Raw genomic sequence first — 22,785 nt, forward strand, 5'->3', positions numbered from 1 at the left:
ATATTTAACTGATTTTTGTCTAGAATAACTGTCTATGCTTCTGGAGATTCGTTCACTTACTGTCGCGTTATAACTTGAAATCTATTGGGTATATACTCATGAGGAGTATTAATGACGTATCAACAAGCAAGATATGTTGCTATTGCGAAGCGGCTGTTGGGGTGGATTATTTTTGTACCCACTTTTTTGTCAACTTTAGTTTCAGTGATTAACCTAGTGTGGCAACATAAGGTTAAAGGTGAGGGGATTAATGCAGTATTGAATGATTTTTTGAGAATGATGGCTGAAATGATCAAATTCAATACATCATTCTTGGATTTTTTTTGGAAGCATTCTCCAACTCCAGACTACATAGCGACGATCACAGGAGCAAATGTCAGTTTTTTGATTATTTATTTTCTGATGTTTGTTGGTTTGGCAATGAGTGCATCTGGTTTGAGGATATACCGTCAATTCAAATTCGTTAAGGAACAGATTGAAGACCATATGATCCTTGAGAAAGCTAAAGATAGCGGTGTAACTAAGAAACAGTTGGAAGCTAAAATCAAATTTCCACGCCATTCATTGTTCAGCCAAATATTCACTCTTTATATATCACCCATTATTATCGGCGCAATTGCCTATTTTTTATTGAAATTATTAGGTTGGTAATATATAAGATAGCTGCGAGAGTGGTTAGCTCCGCAGCTTACTGATATATCTAAGAATAGAACTGAAAACTGACTAAAATAGCACTCTGATATTGGGTAGACATATTACTCGTAAACTGAAGGTAATATGATGTAATTAATTTTTATTATGTATTTAATTGCTTTATTTCTATTTGTATTTGTATTTTTATAAAAATTAAATAATAACTGAATAAAATCTAGTTATTAACTTTAACTATTGGATTAGATTTGAAAGAAAAAATTTTATTTTATTCTGTAGATAGTCAGAATGATTATTCAGATAATATATTATCGATTATGGTTTGTGCAGCAATGAAACTATCGCCACCAAAAAGATTACAGCGATTCAGTAAATAATAGAGTTGATAAAGTGGTTGTCGTTCAATAAAGTCTGATGGTAATGGCCAGACACTTTGATAACCGTCAAGAACTTGCAGAGGCAATTCAGGATAGAAAGGGAGCATAGCAAGGTCACATTCACGATCTCCCCAATAACATGCCGGATCAAACGCTACGGCACAATTGTTGTTTAATGATGCACAATTTGTTGGCCATAAATCACCATGCAATAAAGATGGCTCAGGTTGATGAGAATGCAGTTTGTCACCGATTTTTTGGACAATAGAATCGATATTTCCGAATACCATTCCCTTGTCTGCTGCAAGTTGTAATTGCCAGCCAATACGCTTTTCTGCGTAAAATTGATCCCAGCGTTTTTGCCACCCATTAGGCTGTATCGTAGTGCCAAGCATATTATCAAAATCAAAACCGAATTTCGGTTGCTCATTCCATTGGTGCAGCTTAGCAAGTTGTTGACCAAAGCAATACGCGTTGTGAGCGTCAAATGGTTTTATGGGAAGGTATTCCAGTATAAGAAAACTATGACTACGATCATGCCCAACACCGTAAACTTCAGGTACGCGCGTTGTTTTACTACGCGCTAATAATTCCAGCTGTTCTGCCTCTGTTTTAAAAACAGTCAACATCTCTTTTGTGTTGGATTTAACAAAGATATGTTGTCCGCCATACTCAATAGACCACGAGTGGTGAATATCTCCTCCTGATAATTCCGTTTGATTGCGGATTTCTGCCTCACCAAAATGTTCACTTAATAGATGGCTAACAGTTTGCCACATGACTCACCTCATTAAGTTGACAATTACTATGCTCATAGTACATACAGAACCGACGATTGAACAGATTAAAAAGGAATTTAAATGAAATTGACAGGGCTATATCTAAATCAGATATAGCCCTTTAATTTGATTTTATTGAAGACTCATAATGATGGAGAGAATATGTCCTTGGTCAACTTTCTATGCATTTTCTTTCTAGCTAATTTTATTTGGTCATAAATAACGGCAAATGTGAAGAAAATAGCCTGAATGATAACAATACATGGACCTGTTTCACCATCGATATGGAAGCTGATTATTGTGCCTAAAACACTTGATAAAACAGATGCTATTATGGCAACAATCAACATTCGATCAAAACTCCGGCAGAGAATAAAAGCAATAATGCCGGGGGATATCAGCATAGCAATGACCAGAATAATACCGACGGCCTGTAATGAAGCGACAATGGTTAGAGCCAAAAGGGACAATAAGCCATAGTGGAGCAATTTTACTGGCAGGCCAACCACTTTTGCTTGATTGGGGTCGAAGCAGTAAAGCATGAAATCTTTGCGTTTCAGCAGTACAACTGCCAGCGTGAACCCTGCAATGCAGAATGTTTGGATCAATTCATTTTCGGTAATTCCGAGTATACTGCCGAACAGAATATGGGTCAGATGTTGTTCCGTATCTATACGGGTAAAAAGTACTAAACCAAATGCAAACATACCAGAAAACACAACACCCATTACGGTATCTTCTTTAATCCTACTGTGTTCTTTCAGATATCCAGTGGCGAATGCACAGAATATTCCTGACAGGAAAGCACCGATCGCAAGTGGTATACCTGCGACAAATGCCAGAACGATACCCGGTAAAACGGCGTGAGAGATGGCATCTCCCATCAATGACCAGCCCTTTAACACTAAATAACATGATAGTACTGCGCAGACCGTACCCACAACGATAGCCGCCAAAATAGCACGTTGCATGAAATCATGCAGAAAGGGTTCCGTGATGAGTTCAATTAGTGTACTCATGGGTGTCCTCCTTGAGTTAATGCCTGGGATTCTTTTCTGGCTCGTCTGCGAGAAGCCAACATGCCATGCTTAGGTGCAAAGAAGAAAGCCAATAGGAAAATCAAAGTTTGTATTGTGACAATCACACCGCCGGTTGCACCATTGAGGAAATAGCTGATGTAAGCGCCTACACAACTTGTTAGTGTGCCAATAGCAACTGAAATGATAAGTAGGTGTTTAAAACGATCTGTCAGCAAATAGGCCGTTGCTCCGGGAGTAACTACCATAGCGATAACCAGAATGGCTCCTACTGTTTGTAAAGCAGCAACAGTACAGGCACTTAATAAGGTGAAGAAAATAATTTTCAGGCGTAGTGGTGATAACCCGATAGATCGGGCATGGACTTCATCAAAGAAAACGACCAGCAGATCTTTCCAGAGCAGCATCAGGATCACGAAGGATACAGCAATAATAATTTCTACTTGTAAAACATCTTCATCAGCGATACCCAGAATATTGCCGAGAATAATCGTCTGCACATTGACAGAAGTCGGATTTAAAGAAACGATTAATAACCCGGCGGCAAAAAAAGTGGAAAAGATAAAACCGATCACTGCATCTTCACGTAATCGTGTGATGTGACGAACGAGTGTCATTGATAATGCTGCAAGCATACCGGTAAAGAAAGCGCCTCCGGCATAAGGTAAACCAAGAGCATATGCACCGGCAACGCCGGGTACAACAGAGTGGGAGAGAGCATCCCCCATCAACGACCAACCTTTCAACATCAAATAGGCTGATAAAAAAGCACAGACAGCACCGACAATAGCACTCACCCACATGGCTTTAACCATGTAGTTATAATTAAATGGTTGTAACAACAATTCCATCATGGCTGGTCGTCCTTCTGTTTTTGATTTTGTCGTGGAGGAACATGATGGTCATGACCATAAAATACGGCGGCACGTTCGTCATCGGTAATGACAGTGAGGGAGCGTGGGTCATCATCATCATGGAGTTCAGGCCCAGAAAGATTGATATGGCGTAAGACACCGTCAAATGTCATTTCCAGATTCTTCTGAGTGAATGTTGTTTCAGTTGGGCCGCTGGCCAGGACTGTTCGATTAATCAAAATAACGTGGTCGCAAAATTCGGGAACACTACCGAGGTTATGTGTTGATACTAAGATTAAGTGTCCTTCATCACGTAAATCACGGAGTAAATCGATAATGGCATTTTCTGTCTTAACATCTACTCCGGTAAAAGGTTCATCCAGTAACAGAACCTTTCCTTCTTGAGCGAGTGCTCGTGCCAGAAATGCACGTTTTTTCTGTCCGCCGGAAAGCTCACCAATTTGCCTGTCGCGTAGTTCAATCAGCCCGACACGCTCAAGTGAGTTGTTCACGATTTGATGGTCGATTTTACTCGGTCTGCGTAAGAACCCCATTTTTCCATAGCGTCCCATCATCACAACATCAGAAACCAGAACCGGAAAATTCCAGTCAACATCTTCAGTTTGTGGAACGTATGCGATGATATTTTGTTTTAATGCTGTTTTAATGGATTGGGCATTGAGAGTCACTTTTCCTTGAGAAGGTGTCACTAATCCCATAATGGTTTTAAACAATGTGGATTTTCCACTACCGTTCATACCGACTAACGCACAAATTGTGCCGCCTTTAATGTCAAAACAGGCATCGTAGATTGCAGTGTGCCCATTGTTGTAAGTAACAGTAGCGTTATTAACCAATAAATGCGGATGTTCAAATAGTGACGATGTGTTTCTCATTGATTAAATCCTTTTGCGATGGTGTCTACTGTCGTATTCAGCAGGTCAATATATGTCGGCACCGGGCCTTTTGATGTAGAAAGAGAGTCAACATAAAGCACCCCACCGTAACGAGCTCCAGTCTCTTTACTGACTTGTTTTGCTGGCTTATCTGAAACAGTACTTTCACTGAAGATGACGGGGATCTTATGTTTCACCATAATATCAATAACACGGCGAACCTGCTGTGGTGTGCCCTGAGCTTCAGCATTAATCGGCCATAAATAGGCTTCTTTGAAACCATAATCCTGTGTGAGATAGCTAAAAGCGCCTTCACTAGTTACTAACCAACGCTCATTTTCGGGAATACGAGAAAGGCGCTCTCTGAGTGGTGCATCCAGTTTGGCTATCTTATCGGCATAGATTTTGGCATTGCGATTGTAAGTATCTGCATTCGCCGGATCGTGTTTGACCAAGGCCTTGCGAATATTTTCAATATAGATTAACGCATTATTCGGAGACATCCAGGCATGTGGATTGGGATTTTGATTGTAAGGTCCTTCACGGATTGGAAGCGGTGTAATGTTTTCGGTAATGACTGCAACAGGAATATCCTGCATATTTTCGAAAAAGCGTTCAAACCAACGTTCAAGATTCAGGCCATTCCAGAGGATTAGGTCTGCTCGCTTTGCTTTGATAATATCTTTTGGGGTGGGTTGATAATCGTGAATTTCTGCACCGGGTTTTGTGATTGACTCTACAATCGCTGCATCTCCTGCGATATTTTGAGCCATGTCTTGAATAATGGTAAATGTAGTAACGACCCTGAATTTTTCATCGGCATGAGCCTGTTGGTTGAATAGAATGATCGAGAAGAGAGTAATGGCTATACTGAGTATCGGGAATGTAGAGAGTGAATGTTTTTTGTTCATTAGTGTAAACCTTATTTTTTATGTCTGTAATTTTTGATAATGATTATCAGTATCATCTTTATAAAGTCAAGGTGACACTGTCATATGGATGATAATTTTGCAGGTTTTCCTGAATTTTCTTCCTGTTCCTGAAATTACTATGCGAACAAAAAAACAGCGCATTGTCTAGTGTTTTGAAGTTTATTGAATATAACTACTTCAATTTATTTTGATGAGATATATAAAAATATTTTTATTTTATTTATAAAATTATATATGCTTTATAAGGTTAATTTTAGTTCAGGAGAATTTTCGTGAGATTAAATTTTATTCATGCTTATATTTTTCTGGCAATATTGTTAACGGGGTGTGCCAGTCAGGAATCTCATCAAATAAAGAATCACAATCCATCTCCTAAAGGAATATTCAGTGGCAATAATGTTGTTTTGGGTTCTGGTAAATTGACAAGTCGAACCAGAACAACGCCATTTGATGGGTTTATTGAGCAAGCTGCAAAGCGTTATGGTGTTGATGAAATTTTGATCAAGTCAATTATCCAGGTGGAATCCGGTTTCCGTCCAGAAGTTATCAGTAAATCTAATGCGGTTGGATTGATGCAGATTAAGGCCTCTACAGCAGGGCGGGATGCCTATCGATTGAAAGGAAAATCGGGGCAACCGACGATACGAGAGCTGAAAGATCCTAAAACTAACATTGATCTTGGCACTGCTTACATCAGTATCTTGAAAAAGCAGCATTTGGAAGGGATTATCCATCCTGAAACTTTATATTATGCGACAATAGTCGCTTATGTTAATGGTGCAGGGGCATTACTGAGAACATTTGATTCCAATCGTACTCTGGCGATTAATAAAATTAACCGAATGACTCCGGATGAATTTTATCAATATGTTCAGAATAATCACCCCGCACCGCAAGCACCTCGTTATTTATGGAAAGTGAAGAATGTTTATCGTGCCTTAGAGTAGTGTGATTTTTGGCATGTTTTGAGTATTTATTGTGTTGATGAGATTGACAGAAAACTTCAGTTTTGTTCTATTTTTTCTGTAAGTAGAAAATGCAGTTTATTACTTGTGTTCTGTTAACATATATAAAGAATAATCAGATGTGGTTATTAACGATATGTCGAGGATTTACCTTCGAAGATATTAATATCTTTGGGCTTCAAGAGTTCTGTAGAGTAACAGAGATGGAAGCATATCAAAATAATTTCTAAGTAAGTATATAAGTATATTAAATTATTATATGAGGCCATTTATTCCCGAGAATTGGGGTTAGAAATAAGAGAGACTATGTTAGTTAAACATAGTTATTGGAATAAAATAATTTAATTATCTTACTATCAACAATCATTGATTAGGAAAACCAATGTCATTAAAACAAGAAAAAAGAAGGCCTGAGTTTATTCAACATTGGACACAAAATGAAGAGGAAGAGGGGCCGGCATATCCTGATAGCGATGAAATATTCACTATAGGCTCTGCTCTTGGTGAATCTCTGGGACTAAAGAAAATAGGTATTCATCATGAACGTGTATTGCCGGGTCGCAGAACGTCCTATCCTCACGCAGAGAAAGATGAAGAAGAGTTTGTATATGTCCTCAAAGGAACTCCCGATGTATGGATTAATGGAAAGTTATATCGATTAGAACCTGGGGATGCGGTTGGGTTTCCTGCGGGTACAGGAATTTGTCATACAGTAATTAATAATACTGATTCAGAAGTCAGGTTACTGGTTGTAGGAGAGAAAAGTAAACCTGAACATAAAATTTGGTATCCACTGAACCTGGAATATCAAAAAACTATAAGTAGGGGATGGGATTTTCCTCCTGAGCAGGTCTTTGGTGAGCATGATGGTAAACCCGATAAAAATAGATAAATTATGTTACATTGTTATTCCTAAACCATCTGCTACGCAGGTGGTTTTTTACATAGGTATAGCTCCATGTAACCAGAATGAATTCTGCCAGTAAAAGATAACATGAAAGAGGAAATTTTGAATATGACGTTCATACTATAGTTACCTGATTAAACTATGATGGTGAATGTATGTTTGATGATTTGCTTGATTGGTCAATAAGAAACTACTCTGCGATAGCATCAATATTGTCTGCTTTGACTGCATTTCTTGGCGGAATTTGGGTAATGCTTAAAAATTTCTATAGCAGTTTAAATTTCTTGAGAAATAGGAGAATCACAAACAATATTGATTATCTTGAAAAATATGACGAATATCTGAGTCAGGAAGATAAAAAATATATCAAAAACATTATTACTTCTGAGATTATGTTTAAAGTAACCAGGATTAAATCAAAGGAACTCCGACATCTGGTCATAAAGCTCGTTGCTCTCGGTATTGAATCAGGTTATATATTTGATATTAGAAGATTGAAAAGATATGTGATAGTAAATGCTGATATTGCAAAGATAAAAATTGACGCTTCTTATGTGATAACTTATTGGATTGAAAAGTTAATATCTATCATTATTTTTGCTTTAATGATTTTCATCGTTTTTAAAATACTATATATCGATAATCAAAATATCTCCAGTTGGGAGTTTATAGCAATGATATGCCTCGTTATCATCTTAGAGTTGTTAGGCATTTGCTTTTTAACATTGAGTGTATCTCCTGGACGAATAAAGAAAATAAATACGGAATTAGCTAAACATAAGTTGAATAATTAATGTTCAATGGTTGAAGTTGAGAAATCATAATGAAATTTGCTGCTTTATTTGGCGAAAAGAATTGTGTTAATAGAATGACAATACTTATGTTGTTCTTTTTATTTGTTGCTAAATGATATGGGTGATAACATCCCCTCCCGAGTTAAGGCGGTGTACATGAGTCGTTTGTAATTTTGTGTACTTAACTATGTACATAACTTGCATGGTGCAGCAAGTGCCCGTAATTAACGTATTGAACTTTAAGGTAAAATATTTCATACAAGTGATCTTTCGTGTGGGTCACCACTGTAGATAAGGATTTTAAATGCCTGTAATTACTCTTCCTGACGGTAGTCAGCGTCAATTTGAGCATGCTGTCTCTGTGATGGATGTTGCTCGCGATATCGGGGCTGGGTTGGCAAAAGCGTGTATTGCTGGTCGTGTTAATGGCGAATTGGTGGATGCATGTGAGTTAATCGAAACCGATTCCACTCTTGCTATCATCACCAGTAAAGATGAAGAAGGTCTGGAAATCATCCGCCATTCATGCGCTCATTTGTTAGGGCACGCAATCAAGCAGCTGTGGCCTAATACGAAAATGGCAATTGGCCCTGTGATTGACAACGGTTTCTATTATGATATCGATTTGGATCGCTCTTTGACGCAGGAAGATATTGAGCTGCTTGAGAAACGCATGTTGGAACTTGCCAAGAAAGACTATGATGTTATCAAGAAAAGCGTCACTTGGCAGGAAGCTCGTGATACTTTTGTGGCTCGTGGTGAAGAGTATAAAATCCAGATTTTGGATGAAAATATCAGCCATGATGATCACCCAGGTCTGTATCATCATGAAGAATACGTGGATATGTGCCGCGGCCCTCACGTACCTAACATGCGTTTCTGTCATCATTTCAAATTGCAGAAAGTTGCAGGTGCATATTGGCGCGGCAACAGCGATAACAAAATGTTGCAACGTATTTATGGTACTGCATGGACGGATAAAAAACAGCTTAACGCTTATTTGTTGCGTCTGGAGGAAGCTGCAAAACGTGACCATCGTAAAATTGGTAAGCAGCTTGATTTATACCATATGCAGGAAGAAGCGCCGGGTATGGCATTCTGGCACAATGACGGCTGGACCATTTTCCGTGAGCTGGAAACTTTTGTTCGTGTCAAATTGAAAGAGTACCAATATCAGGAAGTCAAAGGCCCATTCATGATGGACCGCATCCTGTGGGAAAAAACCGGGCACTGGGAAAACTATAAAGAGAACATGTTCACCACATCATCGGAAAACCGTGAATACTGCGTAAAGCCGATGAATTGCCCTGGTCACGTCCAGATTTTCAACCAAGGGTTAAAATCCTACCGTGATCTGCCTCTGCGTATGGCTGAGTTCGGCAGTTGCCATCGTAATGAGCCTTCAGGTGCGTTACATGGTTTGATGCGTGTTCGCGGTTTTACTCAGGATGATGCTCATATCTTCTGTACGGAAGAGCAGATCCTGCAAGAAGTCAGTAACTGCATCAAAATGATTTATGATGTATACGCTACATTCGGTTTTGAGAAGATTGTTGTTAAGCTATCGACTCGGCCGGAAAAACGCATTGGTACTGAAAAACAGTGGGATGAAGCGGAAACTGATCTCGCAGAAGCACTGAAAATGAATGGTATTGAATTTGAATACCAGCCTGGTGAAGGTGCGTTTTATGGTCCTAAAATTGAATTTACTTTGTATGATTGTTTGGATCGTGCGTGGCAATGTGGTACTGTGCAGCTAGATTTTTCACTGCCAGCGCGTTTGAGCGCGTCATATGTCGGTGAAAATAATGAACGTAAGGTTCCTGTAATGATCCACCGTGCTGTTCTTGGTTCCCTTGAACGGTTCATTGGTATCCTGACAGAAGAATATGCTGGGTTCTTCCCAACATGGCTGGCACCTCAGCAGGTGGTTGTCATGAATATTACGGATGGTCAGTCAGATTATGTACAGGAATTGGTTAAAAAACTTCAAAATGCAGGCATTCGTGCAAAAGCAGACTTGAGAAACGAGAAGATTGGCTTTAAAATTCGCGAACACACTCTGCGTCGAGTGCCTTACATGCTTGTCTGTGGTGATAAAGAGGTCGAGTCAGGAAAAGTTTCCGTTCGTACCCGCCGAGGCAAGGATTTAGGTAGCATAGATGTCAGCGAGTTTACAGAGAAACTGCTGGCAGAAATACGCAGTCGTAATCTTCGTCAATTGGAGGAATAAAGTATTAAAGGCGGAAAAAGAATTCAACCGGCGCGCCCAAATCGCATTAATGAAGAGATTCGCGCCTCTGAAGTTCGTTTAACTGGGTTAGATGGCGAACAGATTGGTATTGTCAGTCTGAGAGAAGCTCTTGAAAAAGCTGAGGAAGCTGGTGTTGATTTGGTGGAAATCAGCCCAAATGCCGAACCGCCGGTTTGTCGTATCATGGATTACGGCAAGTTCCTCTATGAGAAGAGTAAGTCAATCAAAGAACAGAAAAAGAAACAAAAGGTTATTCAGGTCAAGGAAATTAAATTCCGTCCTGGTACAGATGAAGGCGACTATCAGGTCAAACTACGCAACCTGGTTCGTTTTCTGGAAGATGGCGATAAAGCCAAAATCACTCTGCGTTTCCGTGGACGTGAAATGGCGCATCAGCAGATTGGTATCGAAATGCTTAACCGCATTCGTGGCGATCTGAGTGAACTGGCTGTAGTCGAATCCTTCCCATCGAAAATCGAAGGCCGCCAGATGATCATGGTGCTCGCTCCTAAGAAGAAATAGTCAGGCAGACAAGTAATAGGTTCTAACCAGTTTGGATGGGGCCTATTCGCCTTACTAGTTCGTTGTAATTAACAATGCGAAGTGGATATTAAAATGCCAAAGATTAAAACAGTACGCGGCGCAGCTAAACGCTTCAAGAAAACTGCAAGTGGCGGTTTCAAGCGTAAGCACGCTAACCTTCGTCACATTCTGACTAAAAAATCAACTAAGCGTAAACGTCATTTACGTCCAAAAGGCATGGTCTCCAAAGGTGATCTGGGCCTGGTTGTTGCTTGTTTGCCATACGCATAAGCAATTTTTTAGATTAGAACTCAGAGACGATAGGAGAAGTATATGGCTCGCGTAAAACGTGGTGTTATTGCCCGTGCACGTCACAAGAAAATTTTGAAACAAGCGAAAGGTTACTACGGTGCTCGTTCGCGCGTTTATCGTGTTGCTTTCCAGGCTGTTATAAAAGCTGGTCAGTACGCTTACCGTGACCGTCGTCAGCGTAAACGTCAATTCCGTCAACTGTGGATTGCTCGTATCAACGCTGCTGCACGTCAAAACGGTATGTCTTACAGCCGTTTCATCAACGGCCTGAAAAAGGCTTCGATTGAAATCGACCGTAAGATTCTGGCTGATATCGCTGTATTCGACAAAGTAGCATTTGCTGCTCTGGTTGAAAAAGCGAAGGGCGCTCTGGCATAAGTCAGGTTAGAAGAGGGAGCAACGCTCCCTCTTTTACTTTTTTCAAAAATATGCTTAGTATTAGCCAAGTTTGCTAATCAGGCTAAAATAGTCGGGTTAGGAAGCATATAGGAGAGAATAAAAATGATAAAATTAGCCTTTTTTCGTTTCTTTTTTTACTTTACCACCTGAAATCAGGGGGCTTTGCGCGTAATAAAAGAAACGAAAAACAGCGCTTGAGCCTCCAGTGTGGAGGCTTTTTTATTTCTATGACCTCATTAAGAGATATACACATATTGATGAAGGCATAGTCGATAACAACTAAAAGGCCATCTGGCCGAAGGAAGAGGAAAACGATGTCACATCTTACTGAGCTGGTTGCGAAGGCAAAAGCAGCCGTAGAAGAAGCCCAGGATGTTGCCGCGTTGGATTTGGTGCGAGTTGAATACCTGGGAAAAAAAGGCCATTTAACTCTCCAGATGTCATCGTTGCGTGACTTGCCTGCCGAGGAACGTCCAGCAGCAGGGGCTGTTATTAATCAGGCAAAACAAGAAGTCCAGGAAGCTTTGAATGCACGTAAGGATAAATTGGAAGCGGATGTTCTGAATGCTCGTTTGGCAGTAGAAAAAATTGATGTTTCATTGCCTGGCCGTCGTATGGAAAATGGCGGATTACATCCTGTCACTCGCACAATTGAACGCATCGAAACTTTCTTTGGTGAGCTAGGTTTTTCTGTTGAGTCAGGCCCGGAAATTGAAGATGACTATCATAACTTTGATGCCCTGAATATTCCTTTGCATCATCCGTCTCGTGCTGATCATGATACTTTCTGGTTTGATGCAACGCGTTTGTTGCGCACGCAAACCTCAGGGGTACAAATCCGCACAATGAAAGATCGTCAGCCACCGATCCGCATTATTGCTCCTGGCCGTGTATACCGGAATGATTATGATCAGACACACTCGCCAATGTTTCATCAGATAGAAGGGTTGATTGTTGATAAAAATATCAGCTTCACCAATCTGAAAGGTACGCTGCATGATTTTTTGAACAACTTTTTTGAAGAAGATATGCAAGTTCGTTTCCGTCCGTCTTATTTTCCATTTACTGAGCCATCCGCAGAAGTTGATGTGATGGGGAAAAACGGCAAATGGTTGGAAGTATTAGGCTGTGGCATGGTGCATCCGAACGTATTGCGTAATGTCGGTATTGATCCTGAAGTTTATTCTGGCTTTGCCTTTGGTATGGGAATGGAACGCTTGACTATGCTGCGTTACGGTGTGACCGATCTGCGTGCTTTCTTCGAAAATGATTTGCGCTTCCTTAAACAGTTTAAATAAGGCGGGAATATCTCATGAAATTCAGTGAACTCTGGTTACGCGAGTGGGCGAACCCTGCCATCAGCAGTGAAGAATTGTCTGATCAAATTACCATGGCAGGTTTGGAAGTGGATAGTATTGAAAAAGTCGCGGGTCAATTCCACGGTGTTTTTGTTGGTGAAGTTGTTGAGTGTGCTCAGCATCCGAATGCGGATAAATTGCGCGTTACAAAAGTCAATGTAGGCGGCGATCGCCTGTTGGATATTGTCTGTGGTGCGCCGAATTGCCGTCAAGGGCTTCGTGTAGCTGTTGCTACTGTTGGCGCTGTACTACCAGGTGATTTCAAAATAAAAGCTGCCAAATTACGTGGTGAGCCATCAGAAGGTATGCTCTGTTCATTCTCCGAACTGGGAATTACCAGTGATCAGGATGGCATCATTGAACTGCCTGCGGATGCGCCAATTGGCACCGATTTACGTGATTACATGAAACTGGATGATAATGCGATTGAAATTAGCATTACACCTAACCGCGCTGATTGCTTGAGCATTCAGGGCGTTGCACGTGATGTTGCGGTTATCAATAAACTGTCAATGGTTCAGCCAGAGATCGAATCTGTTAAACCATCTACGGATGCAACATTCTCTATCCGTGTTGATGCACCAGAGGCTTGCCCACGTTACCTCGGACGCGTTATCAAGAATGTTAATATTAAGGCAGTGACACCATTATGGATGCGTGAAAAGCTGCGTCGTGGTGGTATTCGTTCTATTGATCCTGCTGTTGATGTGACCAATTATGTGTTGCTTGAATTGGGTCAACCATTGCACGCATTCGATTTAGAACGTCTCAGCGGCTCAATTATTGTGCGCATGGCAGAGCAGGGTGAAAAATTAACACTGCTAGATGGTAATCACGCGGAACTTTCTGCTGATACTCTCATCATTGCCGATGAAAAGCAACCACTTGCAATCGCAGGAATTTTTGGCGGCGAATATTCTGGTGTTAATGCTGAAACCCAGCATATTCTGCTGGAATCTGCTTTCTTTGCACCACTAGTAATTACAGGTCGTGCCCGTCGTTATGGTTTGCATACAGATGCTTCTCATCGTTTTGAACGAGGTGTTGATCCACAGCTTCAATACAAAGCGATGGAATATGCGACTCAGTTATTGATTGCTATTTGTGGCGGGGAAGCTGGCGAGATCATCGATGTTACCAGTGAATCTCATCTGCCGAAGCCAGCAACTATCATTCTGACTCGCCGCAAATTGGATCGTTTGGTTGGTCATCATATTGCTGATGAACAAGTAACAGATATTCTGACACGTTTAGGTTGCCAGGTAACAAAGCATAATGATTGCTGGGAAGCAGTTGCACCAAGCTGGCGTTTCGATATGCAGATTGAAGAAGATCTGGTTGAAGAAGTTGCTCGTATTTATGGTTATAACAATATCCCTGATGTACCCATATGTGCTGATCTGGTGATGACTTCACATCGTGAAGCGGACTTATCCCTGAAACGTGTGAAAACCATGCTGGTGGATAAAGGTTATCAAGAAGCTATTACCTATAGCTTTGTTGATCCTAAGATCCAGCAATATTTGCACCCACAGCAAGAAGCGTTGCTCCTGCCAAATCCAATTTCAGCTGATATGTCTGCAATGCGTCTGTCTTTGTTGACAGGATTATTGACTACTGTTGTGTATAATCAGAATCGTCAACAGAATAGAGTTCGATTATTTGAAACAGGTCTACGTTTTGTGCCTGATGAAAGCGCAGAATATGGGATTCGGCAGGAATTGATGCTTGGCGGTGTAATCGCCGGAAATTGTTTTGATGAACACTGGTTGATTGAAAAACAAGCAGTTGACTTTTTTGATCTGAAAGGTGATTTAGAATCCGTTTTAGAACTGACGGGTAAACTATCCGAGATTTCCTTTAAAGCAGAAGAACATCCTGCTTTGCATCCCGGACAAAGTGCTGGGATTTATCTGGGAAATAATTATATTGGTTATATTGGGGTTGTTCATCCAGAGCTGGAACGTAAACTTGACTTGAATGGCCGCACCGTGATATTCGAATTGTTGTGGGCCAATCTTGCGGACCGCATAATTCCTGAAATGAAGGAAGTTTCTCGCTTCCCATCCAATCGCCGTGATATCGCGATAGTTGTGCCTGAAAATGTAGCCGCAGAAGATATTCTGGTTGAATGTAAGAAAGTTGGCATAAATCATATAGTTGGCATAAACTTATTTGACGTGTATTGTGGTAAAGGTGTTGCGGAAGGCTATAAAAGCCTTGCTATTAGCTTAATCTTGCAGGATACCTCGCGTACACTGGAAGAAGAAGAGATTGCTGCGACCGTTAACAAATGCGTTGCTGCATTAGAACAGCGATTCCAAGCATCCTTGAGGGACTGAACTTATGGCGCTTACTAAAGCTGAAATGTCAGAAAATCTGTTTGAAAAACTGGGTATTAGCAAACGTGACGCTAAAGATCTAGTGGAAATGTTCTTTGAAGAAGTGCGTCGTTCTTTGGAGAATGGGGAGCAGGTTAAATTATCTGGATTTGGCAACTTTGATTTGAGAGATAAAAATCAACGTCCAGGTCGTAACCCGAAGACTGGTGAGGATATTCCAATTACTGCTCGCCGAGTTGTCACTTTTCGTCCGGGGCAGAAGTTGAAAAGTCGGGTAGAAAGAGTTTTACCAAAAGAATAATGCATAAAAAGACCGCTATTAAGCGGTCTTTTTCTTATTTTCCATTCTGAATAATTTCACTCTCCATGTTACCTACATACTCTTTATCGACACTTTCTATCTCTGAGCTGATCACACGCCAGAAAAAACGTGATTATCGGATGATGGTACTCTTATCCGCCTTGTCAATTGTGTTGTTTATTTTATCACTGTGCGCAGGGGAAATATGGTTCTGGCCCGATCAATGGTTGTCTGATCCTGCACGGCTTTTTGTTTGGCAATTAAGATTACCCAGAGCACTGGCGGTGTTTGCCGTTGGTGCAAGTTTGGCGGCGTCTGGTGCAGTTATGCAGGCACTATTTGAGAATCCATTGGCTGAACCCGGACTATTGGGAATTAGTAATGGCGCGGGAGTGGTGGTTGTTTTTCTGATCCTTGTTTTTCATGGTATTGCTCCATTGTGGATATTAAGTATCGGTGCAGTTTTAGGAGCATTACTTATGACCACGATTTTATTGGCTTTCTCTAAAAGGCATTGGGTGACTAATGCACGTTTATTATTAATTGGCGTTGCTTTCGGTGTTGTATTCGGAGCCATGATGACATGGATGGTTTATTTCAGCACCAGTCTTGACTTGCGCCAATTAATGTACTGGATGATGGGTAGTTTTAGCGGTATTGATTGGCGGCAAATATGGCAAGTGATCGTATTGATCCCTGTTATTTTCTGGTTAAGTAGAACCGGGAAGATACTTAATTATCTTTCCCTGGGGGAATTGCAGGCGCAACAATTGGGAATATCTCATAATAAATGGCGTAATTTATTTGTATCGGCTGTGGGATTATTGGTTGGTTTAAGTGTTGCCCTTGCCGGAGCGATCAGTTTTATCGGTTTGGTGCTTCCCCATATTCTGAGGTTGATTGGTCTTACGGATCATAAGACTTTACTACCAACCTGCACATTGGCGGGAGGGAGTTGCTTGTTATTGGCAGATTTAATTTCTCGTTTATCTTTATCCCATGCTGAAATACCGATCGGTGTTGTCACAGTAACATTAGGAGCTCCCATTTTTATCTGGCTGTTATTAAAAACACCTCGGACATAGCTACATGTTAATCATAATCATGCATTAATAAGTGACCTAATAGATTACGGAAAAGCACGAAGAGAATAACAAAGAAATAAAAGAGTAGAGAAGATAGCATGATTCATCGACCGCTTTTAGTATTGGATAATATCACCGTCAGTAACAGGCTGGCTTCACTGTCTGCATCAGTGAAAGCTGGCGAGAAAGTTCACTTAGTTGGGTTGAACGGTTCAGGAAAAAGCACTTTGCTTGCAGCAATTGCCGGAGTTTTGCCTCACGGTGGCAGTATTTATATCAATGGCAAAGAATTGCGTGATTATCGACAAAGTGAATTAGCGCAATGTCGGGCATGGTTTTCTCAGTCCGCTTCAGCTCCTGTTATGCCTGTTTTTCAATATTTGGATATGTATCGTCCTGAATTAGCACGATTGCCTGAAGGAGAAGAGGTGTTATATGAACTTTGTCGGCAACTGAAATTAACCACATTACTGTCTTCAACAATTGGGCAGTTATCGGGAGGAGAATGGCAACGGGTCAGGTTGGCTGGTGCTTTTTTGCAGGTATGGCCTGAATTGAATCCGGTTGGAAAATTATTACTTCTTGATGAACCAACTAATAACCTTGATATCACTCAACAAGCTATTTTAGATAAATTAATTAATCAGTTTTGTACATTAGGTGGTTCTGTTTTATTGAGTAGTCATGATCTTAATCATACTTACGAACAAGCTAGTAATGTATGGTTACTTTTACGAGGTAAATTATTTATGTCTGGTATTACACAGGATATTATGAATGAAATAAATTTATCTGAAATTTTTGAAATAAACATTAGACATATCCAAAATAATAACTATAAATTATGGAGGGTCAATCATGATTAATTTTCATAAAAACAATCACTTTAATTGATTGTTTTTCTTTAATCTATTGATTGCCATGATTTTATTTGCTTGTTATTATTTTTTTAATGGATATTTTCTACTATAAAATAAATCAGGCTACACAAGGCGATTATGGATATTTCTTTACCATTCTCTCGTCCATCAATTGGAAATGAAGAGATAGAAGCAGTAGAAAGAGTTTTACGTTCAGGTTGGATTACAACAGGGCCACAAAACCAGCAGTTAGAACAGGATTTTGTTCGTATGTTTGGTTGCAGGCATGCGATAGCTTTGAACTCTGCTACGGCGGGAATGCATTTAGCCTTGCTGTCGTTAGGTATTGGATCTGGTGATGAAGTAATAACGCCTTCCCAAACCTGGGTTTCTACTGTCAATATGATTTGCCTGTTAGGTGCAGAGCCAGTTATGGTCGATGTGGATCGTGATACTCTGATGGTTAATACCAAAACGATTAAACAGGCTATTACGCCGAGAACTAAAGCAATTATCCCTGTCCACTACGCAGGTGCGCCCTGTGATCTTGATGCCCTGCGTGCGGTTGCAAAAGAAGCTGATATCCCCTTGATTGAAGATGCCGCTCATGCAGTGGGAACCCGTTATAAGAATGAATGGGTTGGTGAACGAGGAACGGCTATTTTTTCTTTCCACGCCATCAAAAATATGACATGTGCGGAAGGCGGCATGTTGGTTACAGATAGTGATGAACTTGCGCAGCGAGTTCGTTGTTTGAAATTTCATGGGTTGACCGTTGATGCCTTTGATCGGCAGATCCAAGGCAGGAAACCTCAGGCAGAAGTTATTGAACCGGGCTTCAAATATAACTTATCAGATATTCATGCGGCAGTGGCGGTTGTCCAGCTAAGTAAATTGGCATCTATGAATGCCCGCCGCCGGGAGCTGGCAGCACGATATTCTTCTGCTTTAAAAGATACCCCTTTACAGATGTTGAGTGTGCCTGAATATGAACATCGGCACTCTCATCATTTATTCATGGTACGTGTTGATCAAAGTATTTGCGGTATTGACCGCGATGCTTTCATGACACGCTTAAAAGAACGCAATATCGGCACGGGATTACATTTCAGAGCGGCACATACACAAAAATATTATCGGCAACGTTATCCAGCTCTGTCTCTGCCCGAATCTGAGTGGAATTCGGCAACACTTTGTTCGTTACCCCTTTTTCCGGATATGAACAATGATGATGTAGATCGTGTCGTGAATGCCGTGTTGGAAATTCTTGCGGAGTGTAGATAGTGGTGTTTGAAAAAATAAAAAAAGTTTCGGTTGTTATTCCGGTTTATAACGAAGAAGAAAGCTTGCCCCAATTATTGGAAAGGACGATATCTGCATGTCAACAACTTGAGCAGAAGTATGAATTAATTTTAGTCGATGATGGTAGCCGCGATAGCTCCGCCGACATTTTGACTAAAGCGGCTGAAGATCTTAAAAATCATGTCATTGCAATTTTGTTGAACCGTAATTATGGGCAGCACTCTGCAATTATGGCGGGATTCCATCAGGCCGATGGTGATCTTATCATCACCCTTGATGCAGATTTACAAAATCCACCGGAAGAGATCCCCCGTTTAGTGAGAACAGCTGAAGAGGGATATGATGTTGTCGGTACACGCCGTGCCAATCGTCAGGATTCTTGGTTTCGTAAAACCGCCTCTAAGATTATTAATGCAATGATCACGAAAGCAACGGGGCGTTCAATGGGGGATTACGGCTGTATGTTACGGGCATATCGCCGCCATATTGTGCGAGCAATGTTGCAGTGTCATGAACGCAGCACATTCATTCCTATTCTGGCTAACACATTCGCCCGCAAAACAATCGAAATTGATGTAGCTCATGCAGAGCGTGAGTTCGGTGATTCTAAATACAGCTTTATGAAGCTGATAAACCTGATGTACGACTTGTTAACTTGTCTGACAACAGCACCGTTACGGTTATTGAGTGTTGTAGGAAGCATTATTGCTGTGACGGGTTTCCTGCTGGCCGTATTGCTGATCGCTTTGCGCCTTATCTTTGGCTCTATATGGGCTGCTGAGGGAGTGTTTACTTTATTTGCCATCCTTTTCATGTTTATTGGTGCACAGTTCGTTGCGATGGGGTTACTCGGAGAATATATCGGCCGGATATATAACGATGTTCGTGCACGTCCACGCTATTTTATTCAAAAAGTGGTTGGAGCTAAAAATCCAACAGTAATTAAGGAAGAAAAAAAATGAAAGCCGTTATTTTTGCCTATCATGATATTGGTTGTGTCGGGCTTAATGCATTAGTGAGAGCGGGGTTTGATATTCAAGCTGTTTTTACGCATGTCGATAATCCGAATGAAAATAATTTTTTCTCTTCTGTGGCCCATATTGGTGCGAATATGGGCTTACCTGTATTTGCTCCGGAGAATGTGAATCATCCACTCTGGATTGAACGTATTAGTGAAATGCAGCCGGATGTTATTTTCTCATTTTATTATCGCGATCTGCTCAGTCAGGATATTTTATCACTGGCAACAAAAGGAGCATTTAACTTACATGGTTCTTTATTACCTAAATATCGTGGTCGTGCTCCTGTTAACTGGGCGATATTAAATGGTGAGACAGAAACAGGTGTAACACTGCATAAAATGGTAGCTAAGGCAGATGCCGGAGATATTGTTGCTCAACAGGCAGTACAGATTGAGAAAACAGACACTTCATTGGATATTCATGGCAAAATTCGTGAAGCCGCAGTTGAGCTATTGAATAATATTCTGCCTCAGATAAAGGCGAATAATTACTCATCTATTCCGCAGGATGAAAATCAGGCAACCTATTTTGGTCGCAGGACAGCAGAGGATGGGGAAATTTTCTGGCATAAATCTGCCGAAGAGATTAATGACCTCGTCCGGGCGGTGACAGAACCCTATCCAGGTGCATTTACTTTCCTTGGTGAGCGTAAAATTACTATTTGGCGCTCACACCCAATTAATAAAGTTCATGATAAACAGCCAGGAACCGTGATTTCTACGGATCCACTGCTTATTGCGTGTGGAGAAGGGGCATTAGAGATTGTCAGTGGACAGAGTGAATCTGGTATTTATGTGCAGGGTAGCCGACTCGCTTTAGAAATGGGGATTATGGCAGCTATTCGGCTTGGGCCAAAAGTCACAACACAAATCAGCCTTCGTAAACGTGTTTTGATTCTGGGGGTTAACGGATTTATCGGTAATCATCTGACAGAACGTCTGTTGAGCGATGGTAATTATGATATCTATGGAATGGATATTGGCTCTTCTGCCATTGAGCGTTTTATTGGTAACCCAAATTTTCATTTTATTGAAGGAGATGTCAGCATTCACACAGAATGGATCGAATACCACATTAAAAAATGTGATGTTGTGCTGCCATTAGTGGCGATAGCTACACCTATCGAATATACCCGTAACCCGTTGCGTGTTTTTGAGTTGGACTTTGAAGAAAACCTGAAAATTGTTCGCTATTGTGTGAAATACAATAAACGGATTATTTTTCCGTCCACTTCTGAAGTTTATGGCATGTGTGATGATAAGGAATTCGATGAGGATACTTCTCGTTTAATTGTGGGGCCAATCAACAAACAGCGTTGGATCTATTCAGTTTCTAAGCAATTGCTTGATCGTGTTATTTGGGCATACGGTGAAAAAGCAGGTTTGAAATTTACTTTGTTTCGACCATTTAACTGGATGGGGCCAAGGTTAGACAATTTGAACTCAGCCCGTATTGGGAGTTCAAGGGCAATTACTCAGTTAATTTTAAATCTGGTGGAAGGTTCCCCCATTAAGTTGATTGACGGGGGAGAGCAAAAACGCTGTTTCACCGATATTCATGACGGAATTGAAGCGTTATTCAAAATTATTGAGAACCAGAATGGCTTGTGTGATGGTCAGATTATCAATATTGGTAATCCGATGAATGAGGCCAGTATTCGTCAATTAGCTGAAATATTGCTGAATAGCTTTGAAAAACATGAGCTACGTGGATATTTTCCTCCGTTTGCCGGATTCAAGAAAATCGAAAGTAGTAGTTATTATGGTCAGGGGTATCAGGATGTTGAACACCGTAAGCCCAGCATTAAAAACGCGGAACATCTGTTGAGATGGAAACCCACGATCAATATGGAACAAACCATTGATGAGACATTGGATTTCTTCTTGCGTGATGCTGTGAAAGAGCTAAAAAGGAAGAAAGAATATGCAGGGCATATATGATGCAAAAAGTTGGCTTGAGGATTGATGTAGATACTTATCAGGGCACCAGGGAAGGTGTGCCGCAATTACTTAAAACTTTACAGCGTCATCATATTCAGGCTAGTTTCTTTTTCAGCGTTGGCCCAGACAATATGGGACGCCATTTGTGGCGTCTGTTAAAGCCTAAATTTTTGTGGAAAATGTTGAGATCAAATGCCGTATCTCTTTATGGTCTGAATATTCTATTAGCTGGTACAGCCTGGCCGGGAAAGAAAATTGCAAAAGATTTAGGTTATCTGATGAAAAAAACCCTGGATGCAGGCCATGAAGTTGGTCTGCATGCTTGGGATCATCAGGGTTGGCAGGCAAAAGCAGGACATTGGTCAGAATCAGAACTGGCAGAACAAATACAACTTGGTATTAATGCCCTGGAAAAGGCGACAGGACACTCCGTAACATGCTCTGCTGTTGCTGGCTGGCGGGCAGATGAGCGTGTACTGGCAGTCAAACAGCAATTTGGTTTTGACTACAACAGTGATTGTCGTGGAACACATCCATTCAGGCCATTGTTGCCGGATGGGAGCTTGGGTACTGTTCAAATTCCTGTGACATTACCGACTTATGACGAAGTTGTCGGAACGCAAGTCAGTGATGCGGATTTTAATCACTTTATTCTTGATGCAATCAAAAATGCTCAGGGTGTTCCTGTTTATACCATTCATACAGAAGTTGAAGGAATGTCCAAAGCGCCGCAGTTCGAGGAACTATTGGATATGCTCCACCAGCAAGATATTCAGTTTTGCAAGTTATGTGATTTATTACCAGAAAATAGAAACACCTTGCCTGTTGGGAGAATTATCCGTTCAGATTTTCCTGGTCGTGAAAGCTGGTTAGGTTGCCAACAAGAGGTATAAAAC

General features: G+C 40.9%; 22 protein-coding genes and 1 other annotated feature. Of the genes, 17 read left to right on the plus strand and 5 right to left on the minus strand.

Annotated elements, in window-relative coordinates; translation table 11 throughout:
* Positions 1-111 precede the first annotated feature (111 nt).
* On the plus strand, positions 112-651 hold the full coding sequence (locus tag HGO23_RS08900) for a YniB family protein (protein WP_209028593.1): 540 nt from the start codon (positions 112-114) through the stop codon (positions 649-651).
* 292 nt (positions 652-943) lie between these two features.
* Here the strand turns inward: HGO23_RS08900 and HGO23_RS08905 are convergent, their stop codons facing one another.
* The 5 genes from HGO23_RS08905 to HGO23_RS08925 all read right to left on the minus strand — a co-directional run bounded on the left by HGO23_RS08905 (position 944) and on the right by HGO23_RS08925 (position 5,505).
* Positions 944-1,807: a fructosamine kinase family protein gene (locus HGO23_RS08905; RefSeq protein ID WP_209028594.1), complete on the minus strand. Its 864-nt coding sequence runs from the start codon at positions 1,805-1,807 to the stop codon at positions 944-946.
* A 143-nt stretch (positions 1,808-1,950) separates the two neighbouring features.
* Positions 1,951-2,826: a metal ABC transporter permease gene (locus tag HGO23_RS08910; protein WP_099134672.1), complete on the minus strand. Its 876-nt coding sequence runs from the start codon at positions 2,824-2,826 to the stop codon at positions 1,951-1,953.
* Positions 2,823-3,698: a metal ABC transporter permease gene (locus tag HGO23_RS08915; RefSeq protein ID WP_099134671.1), complete on the minus strand. Its 876-nt coding sequence runs from the start codon at positions 3,696-3,698 to the stop codon at positions 2,823-2,825. Before HGO23_RS08915 ends, HGO23_RS08910 begins: the two co-directional genes overlap by 4 nt.
* Positions 3,695-4,594, minus strand: a complete 900-nt coding sequence (locus HGO23_RS08920) for a manganese/iron ABC transporter ATP-binding protein (RefSeq protein ID WP_099134670.1) — start codon at positions 4,592-4,594, stop codon at positions 3,695-3,697. The genes HGO23_RS08915 and HGO23_RS08920 overlap by 4 nt, the downstream gene beginning before the upstream one ends.
* Positions 4,591-5,505, minus strand: a complete 915-nt coding sequence (locus HGO23_RS08925; RefSeq protein ID WP_099134669.1) for a metal ABC transporter substrate-binding protein — start codon at positions 5,503-5,505, stop codon at positions 4,591-4,593. The genes HGO23_RS08920 and HGO23_RS08925 overlap by 4 nt, the downstream gene beginning before the upstream one ends.
* A gap of 293 nt (positions 5,506-5,798) precedes the next feature.
* Between HGO23_RS08925 and HGO23_RS08930 the strand changes: the two genes are divergently transcribed.
* The 16 genes from HGO23_RS08930 to arnD all read left to right on the plus strand — a co-directional run bounded on the left by HGO23_RS08930 (position 5,799) and on the right by arnD (position 22,782).
* Positions 5,799-6,473, plus strand: coding sequence for a transglycosylase SLT domain-containing protein (locus HGO23_RS08930; RefSeq protein ID WP_244589842.1), 675 nt, complete (start codon positions 5,799-5,801; stop codon positions 6,471-6,473).
* A 400-nt stretch (positions 6,474-6,873) separates the two neighbouring features.
* Positions 6,874-7,383 (plus strand): cupin domain-containing protein, encoded by a 510-nt coding sequence (locus HGO23_RS08935; protein WP_099134668.1) that lies wholly within the window; start codon positions 6,874-6,876, stop codon positions 7,381-7,383.
* A gap of 170 nt (positions 7,384-7,553) precedes the next feature.
* Positions 7,554-8,192 (plus strand): hypothetical protein, encoded by a 639-nt coding sequence (locus tag HGO23_RS08940; RefSeq protein ID WP_209028595.1) that lies wholly within the window; start codon positions 7,554-7,556, stop codon positions 8,190-8,192.
* A gap of 304 nt (positions 8,193-8,496) precedes the next feature.
* The gene (gene thrS, locus HGO23_RS08945) at positions 8,497-10,425 is read left to right on the plus strand and encodes a threonine--tRNA ligase (RefSeq protein ID WP_209028596.1); all 1,929 of its coding nucleotides are present in this window, start codon (positions 8,497-8,499) and stop codon (positions 10,423-10,425) included.
* A 3-nt stretch (positions 10,426-10,428) separates the two neighbouring features.
* A complete protein-coding gene (gene infC, locus HGO23_RS08950) occupies positions 10,429-10,968 on the plus strand; it encodes a translation initiation factor IF-3 (protein ID WP_099134665.1) in 540 nt (179 codons plus the stop codon).
* 93 nt (positions 10,969-11,061) lie between these two features.
* On the plus strand, positions 11,062-11,259 hold the full coding sequence (gene rpmI / locus HGO23_RS08955; RefSeq protein WP_006118955.1) for a 50S ribosomal protein L35: 198 nt from the start codon (positions 11,062-11,064) through the stop codon (positions 11,257-11,259).
* A gap of 42 nt (positions 11,260-11,301) precedes the next feature.
* Entirely contained in the window at positions 11,302-11,658 is a 357-nt protein-coding gene (gene rplT, locus HGO23_RS08960) for a 50S ribosomal protein L20 (protein ID WP_010847342.1), read from the plus strand.
* A gap of 120 nt (positions 11,659-11,778) precedes the next feature.
* Positions 11,779-11,903: a sequence feature (Phe leader region), on the plus strand.
* A gap of 90 nt (positions 11,904-11,993) precedes the next feature.
* Positions 11,994-12,977, plus strand: a complete 984-nt coding sequence (gene pheS, locus HGO23_RS08965) for a phenylalanine--tRNA ligase subunit alpha (RefSeq protein ID WP_099134664.1) — start codon at positions 11,994-11,996, stop codon at positions 12,975-12,977.
* 14 nt (positions 12,978-12,991) lie between these two features.
* The gene (pheT, locus tag HGO23_RS08970) at positions 12,992-15,379 is read left to right on the plus strand and encodes a phenylalanine--tRNA ligase subunit beta (RefSeq protein WP_209028597.1); all 2,388 of its coding nucleotides are present in this window, start codon (positions 12,992-12,994) and stop codon (positions 15,377-15,379) included.
* A 4-nt stretch (positions 15,380-15,383) separates the two neighbouring features.
* Positions 15,384-15,680, plus strand: coding sequence for an integration host factor subunit alpha (gene ihfA, locus HGO23_RS08975; protein WP_099134662.1), 297 nt, complete (start codon positions 15,384-15,386; stop codon positions 15,678-15,680).
* A 65-nt stretch (positions 15,681-15,745) separates the two neighbouring features.
* Positions 15,746-16,765, plus strand: a complete 1,020-nt coding sequence (gene btuC / locus HGO23_RS08980) for a vitamin B12 ABC transporter permease BtuC (protein WP_099134661.1) — start codon at positions 15,746-15,748, stop codon at positions 16,763-16,765.
* A 98-nt stretch (positions 16,766-16,863) separates the two neighbouring features.
* Positions 16,864-17,631 (plus strand): vitamin B12 ABC transporter ATP-binding protein BtuD, encoded by a 768-nt coding sequence (btuD, locus tag HGO23_RS08985; RefSeq protein WP_209028598.1) that lies wholly within the window; start codon positions 16,864-16,866, stop codon positions 17,629-17,631.
* Between the two features lie 132 nt (positions 17,632-17,763).
* Positions 17,764-18,909, plus strand: a complete 1,146-nt coding sequence (gene arnB, locus HGO23_RS08990) for a UDP-4-amino-4-deoxy-L-arabinose aminotransferase (RefSeq protein ID WP_209028599.1) — start codon at positions 17,764-17,766, stop codon at positions 18,907-18,909.
* On the plus strand, positions 18,906-19,889 hold the full coding sequence (arnC, locus tag HGO23_RS08995) for an undecaprenyl-phosphate 4-deoxy-4-formamido-L-arabinose transferase (RefSeq protein ID WP_169923023.1): 984 nt from the start codon (positions 18,906-18,908) through the stop codon (positions 19,887-19,889). Before arnB ends, arnC begins: the two co-directional genes overlap by 4 nt.
* Positions 19,886-21,889: a bifunctional UDP-4-amino-4-deoxy-L-arabinose formyltransferase/UDP-glucuronic acid oxidase ArnA gene (arnA, locus tag HGO23_RS09000; RefSeq protein ID WP_209028600.1), complete on the plus strand. Its 2,004-nt coding sequence runs from the start codon at positions 19,886-19,888 to the stop codon at positions 21,887-21,889. Before arnC ends, arnA begins: the two co-directional genes overlap by 4 nt.
* Positions 21,889-22,782, plus strand: a complete 894-nt coding sequence (arnD, locus tag HGO23_RS09005) for a 4-deoxy-4-formamido-L-arabinose-phosphoundecaprenol deformylase (RefSeq protein ID WP_209028747.1) — start codon at positions 21,889-21,891, stop codon at positions 22,780-22,782. The genes arnA and arnD overlap by 1 nt, the downstream gene beginning before the upstream one ends.
* Positions 22,783-22,785: the final 3 nt, after the last annotated feature.

This window comes from Xenorhabdus budapestensis (assembly GCF_017743015.1).
Lineage (GTDB): Bacteria > Pseudomonadota > Gammaproteobacteria > Enterobacterales > Enterobacteriaceae > Xenorhabdus > Xenorhabdus budapestensis.

What these genes read in the sequence shown, in the direction of transcription:
- rpmI (WP_006118955.1), top strand. Translation starts at nt 11,062, where the DNA reads ATGCCAAAGATTAAAACAGTACGCGGCGCAGCTAAACGCTTCAAGAAA.
- thrS (WP_209028596.1), top strand. Translation starts at nt 8,497, where the DNA reads ATGCCTGTAATTACTCTTCCTGACGGTAGTCAGCGTCAATTTGAGCAT.
- rplT (WP_010847342.1), top strand. Translation starts at nt 11,302, where the DNA reads ATGGCTCGCGTAAAACGTGGTGTTATTGCCCGTGCACGTCACAAGAAA.
- pheT (WP_209028597.1), top strand. Translation starts at nt 12,992, where the DNA reads ATGAAATTCAGTGAACTCTGGTTACGCGAGTGGGCGAACCCTGCCATC.
- HGO23_RS08920 (WP_099134670.1), bottom strand. Translation starts at nt 4,594, where the DNA reads ATGAGAAACACATCGTCACTATTTGAACATCCGCATTTATTGGTTAAT.
- btuD (WP_209028598.1), top strand. Translation starts at nt 16,864, where the DNA reads ATGATTCATCGACCGCTTTTAGTATTGGATAATATCACCGTCAGTAAC.
- HGO23_RS08935 (WP_099134668.1), top strand. Translation starts at nt 6,874, where the DNA reads ATGTCATTAAAACAAGAAAAAAGAAGGCCTGAGTTTATTCAACATTGG.
- arnB (WP_209028599.1), top strand. Translation starts at nt 17,764, where the DNA reads ATGGATATTTCTTTACCATTCTCTCGTCCATCAATTGGAAATGAAGAG.
- HGO23_RS08940 (WP_209028595.1), top strand. Translation starts at nt 7,554, where the DNA reads ATGTTTGATGATTTGCTTGATTGGTCAATAAGAAACTACTCTGCGATA.
- HGO23_RS08915 (WP_099134671.1), bottom strand. Translation starts at nt 3,698, where the DNA reads ATGATGGAATTGTTGTTACAACCATTTAATTATAACTACATGGTTAAA.
- ihfA (WP_099134662.1), top strand. Translation starts at nt 15,384, where the DNA reads ATGGCGCTTACTAAAGCTGAAATGTCAGAAAATCTGTTTGAAAAACTG.
- HGO23_RS08910 (WP_099134672.1), bottom strand. Translation starts at nt 2,826, where the DNA reads ATGAGTACACTAATTGAACTCATCACGGAACCCTTTCTGCATGATTTC.
- pheS (WP_099134664.1), top strand. Translation starts at nt 11,994, where the DNA reads ATGTCACATCTTACTGAGCTGGTTGCGAAGGCAAAAGCAGCCGTAGAA.
- HGO23_RS08905 (WP_209028594.1), bottom strand. Translation starts at nt 1,807, where the DNA reads ATGTGGCAAACTGTTAGCCATCTATTAAGTGAACATTTTGGTGAGGCA.
- HGO23_RS08925 (WP_099134669.1), bottom strand. Translation starts at nt 5,505, where the DNA reads ATGAACAAAAAACATTCACTCTCTACATTCCCGATACTCAGTATAGCC.
- arnD (WP_209028747.1), top strand. Translation starts at nt 21,889, where the DNA reads ATGCAAAAAGTTGGCTTGAGGATTGATGTAGATACTTATCAGGGCACC.
- arnA (WP_209028600.1), top strand. Translation starts at nt 19,886, where the DNA reads ATGAAAGCCGTTATTTTTGCCTATCATGATATTGGTTGTGTCGGGCTT.
- HGO23_RS08900 (WP_209028593.1), top strand. Translation starts at nt 112, where the DNA reads ATGACGTATCAACAAGCAAGATATGTTGCTATTGCGAAGCGGCTGTTG.
- btuC (WP_099134661.1), top strand. Translation starts at nt 15,746, where the DNA reads ATGTTACCTACATACTCTTTATCGACACTTTCTATCTCTGAGCTGATC.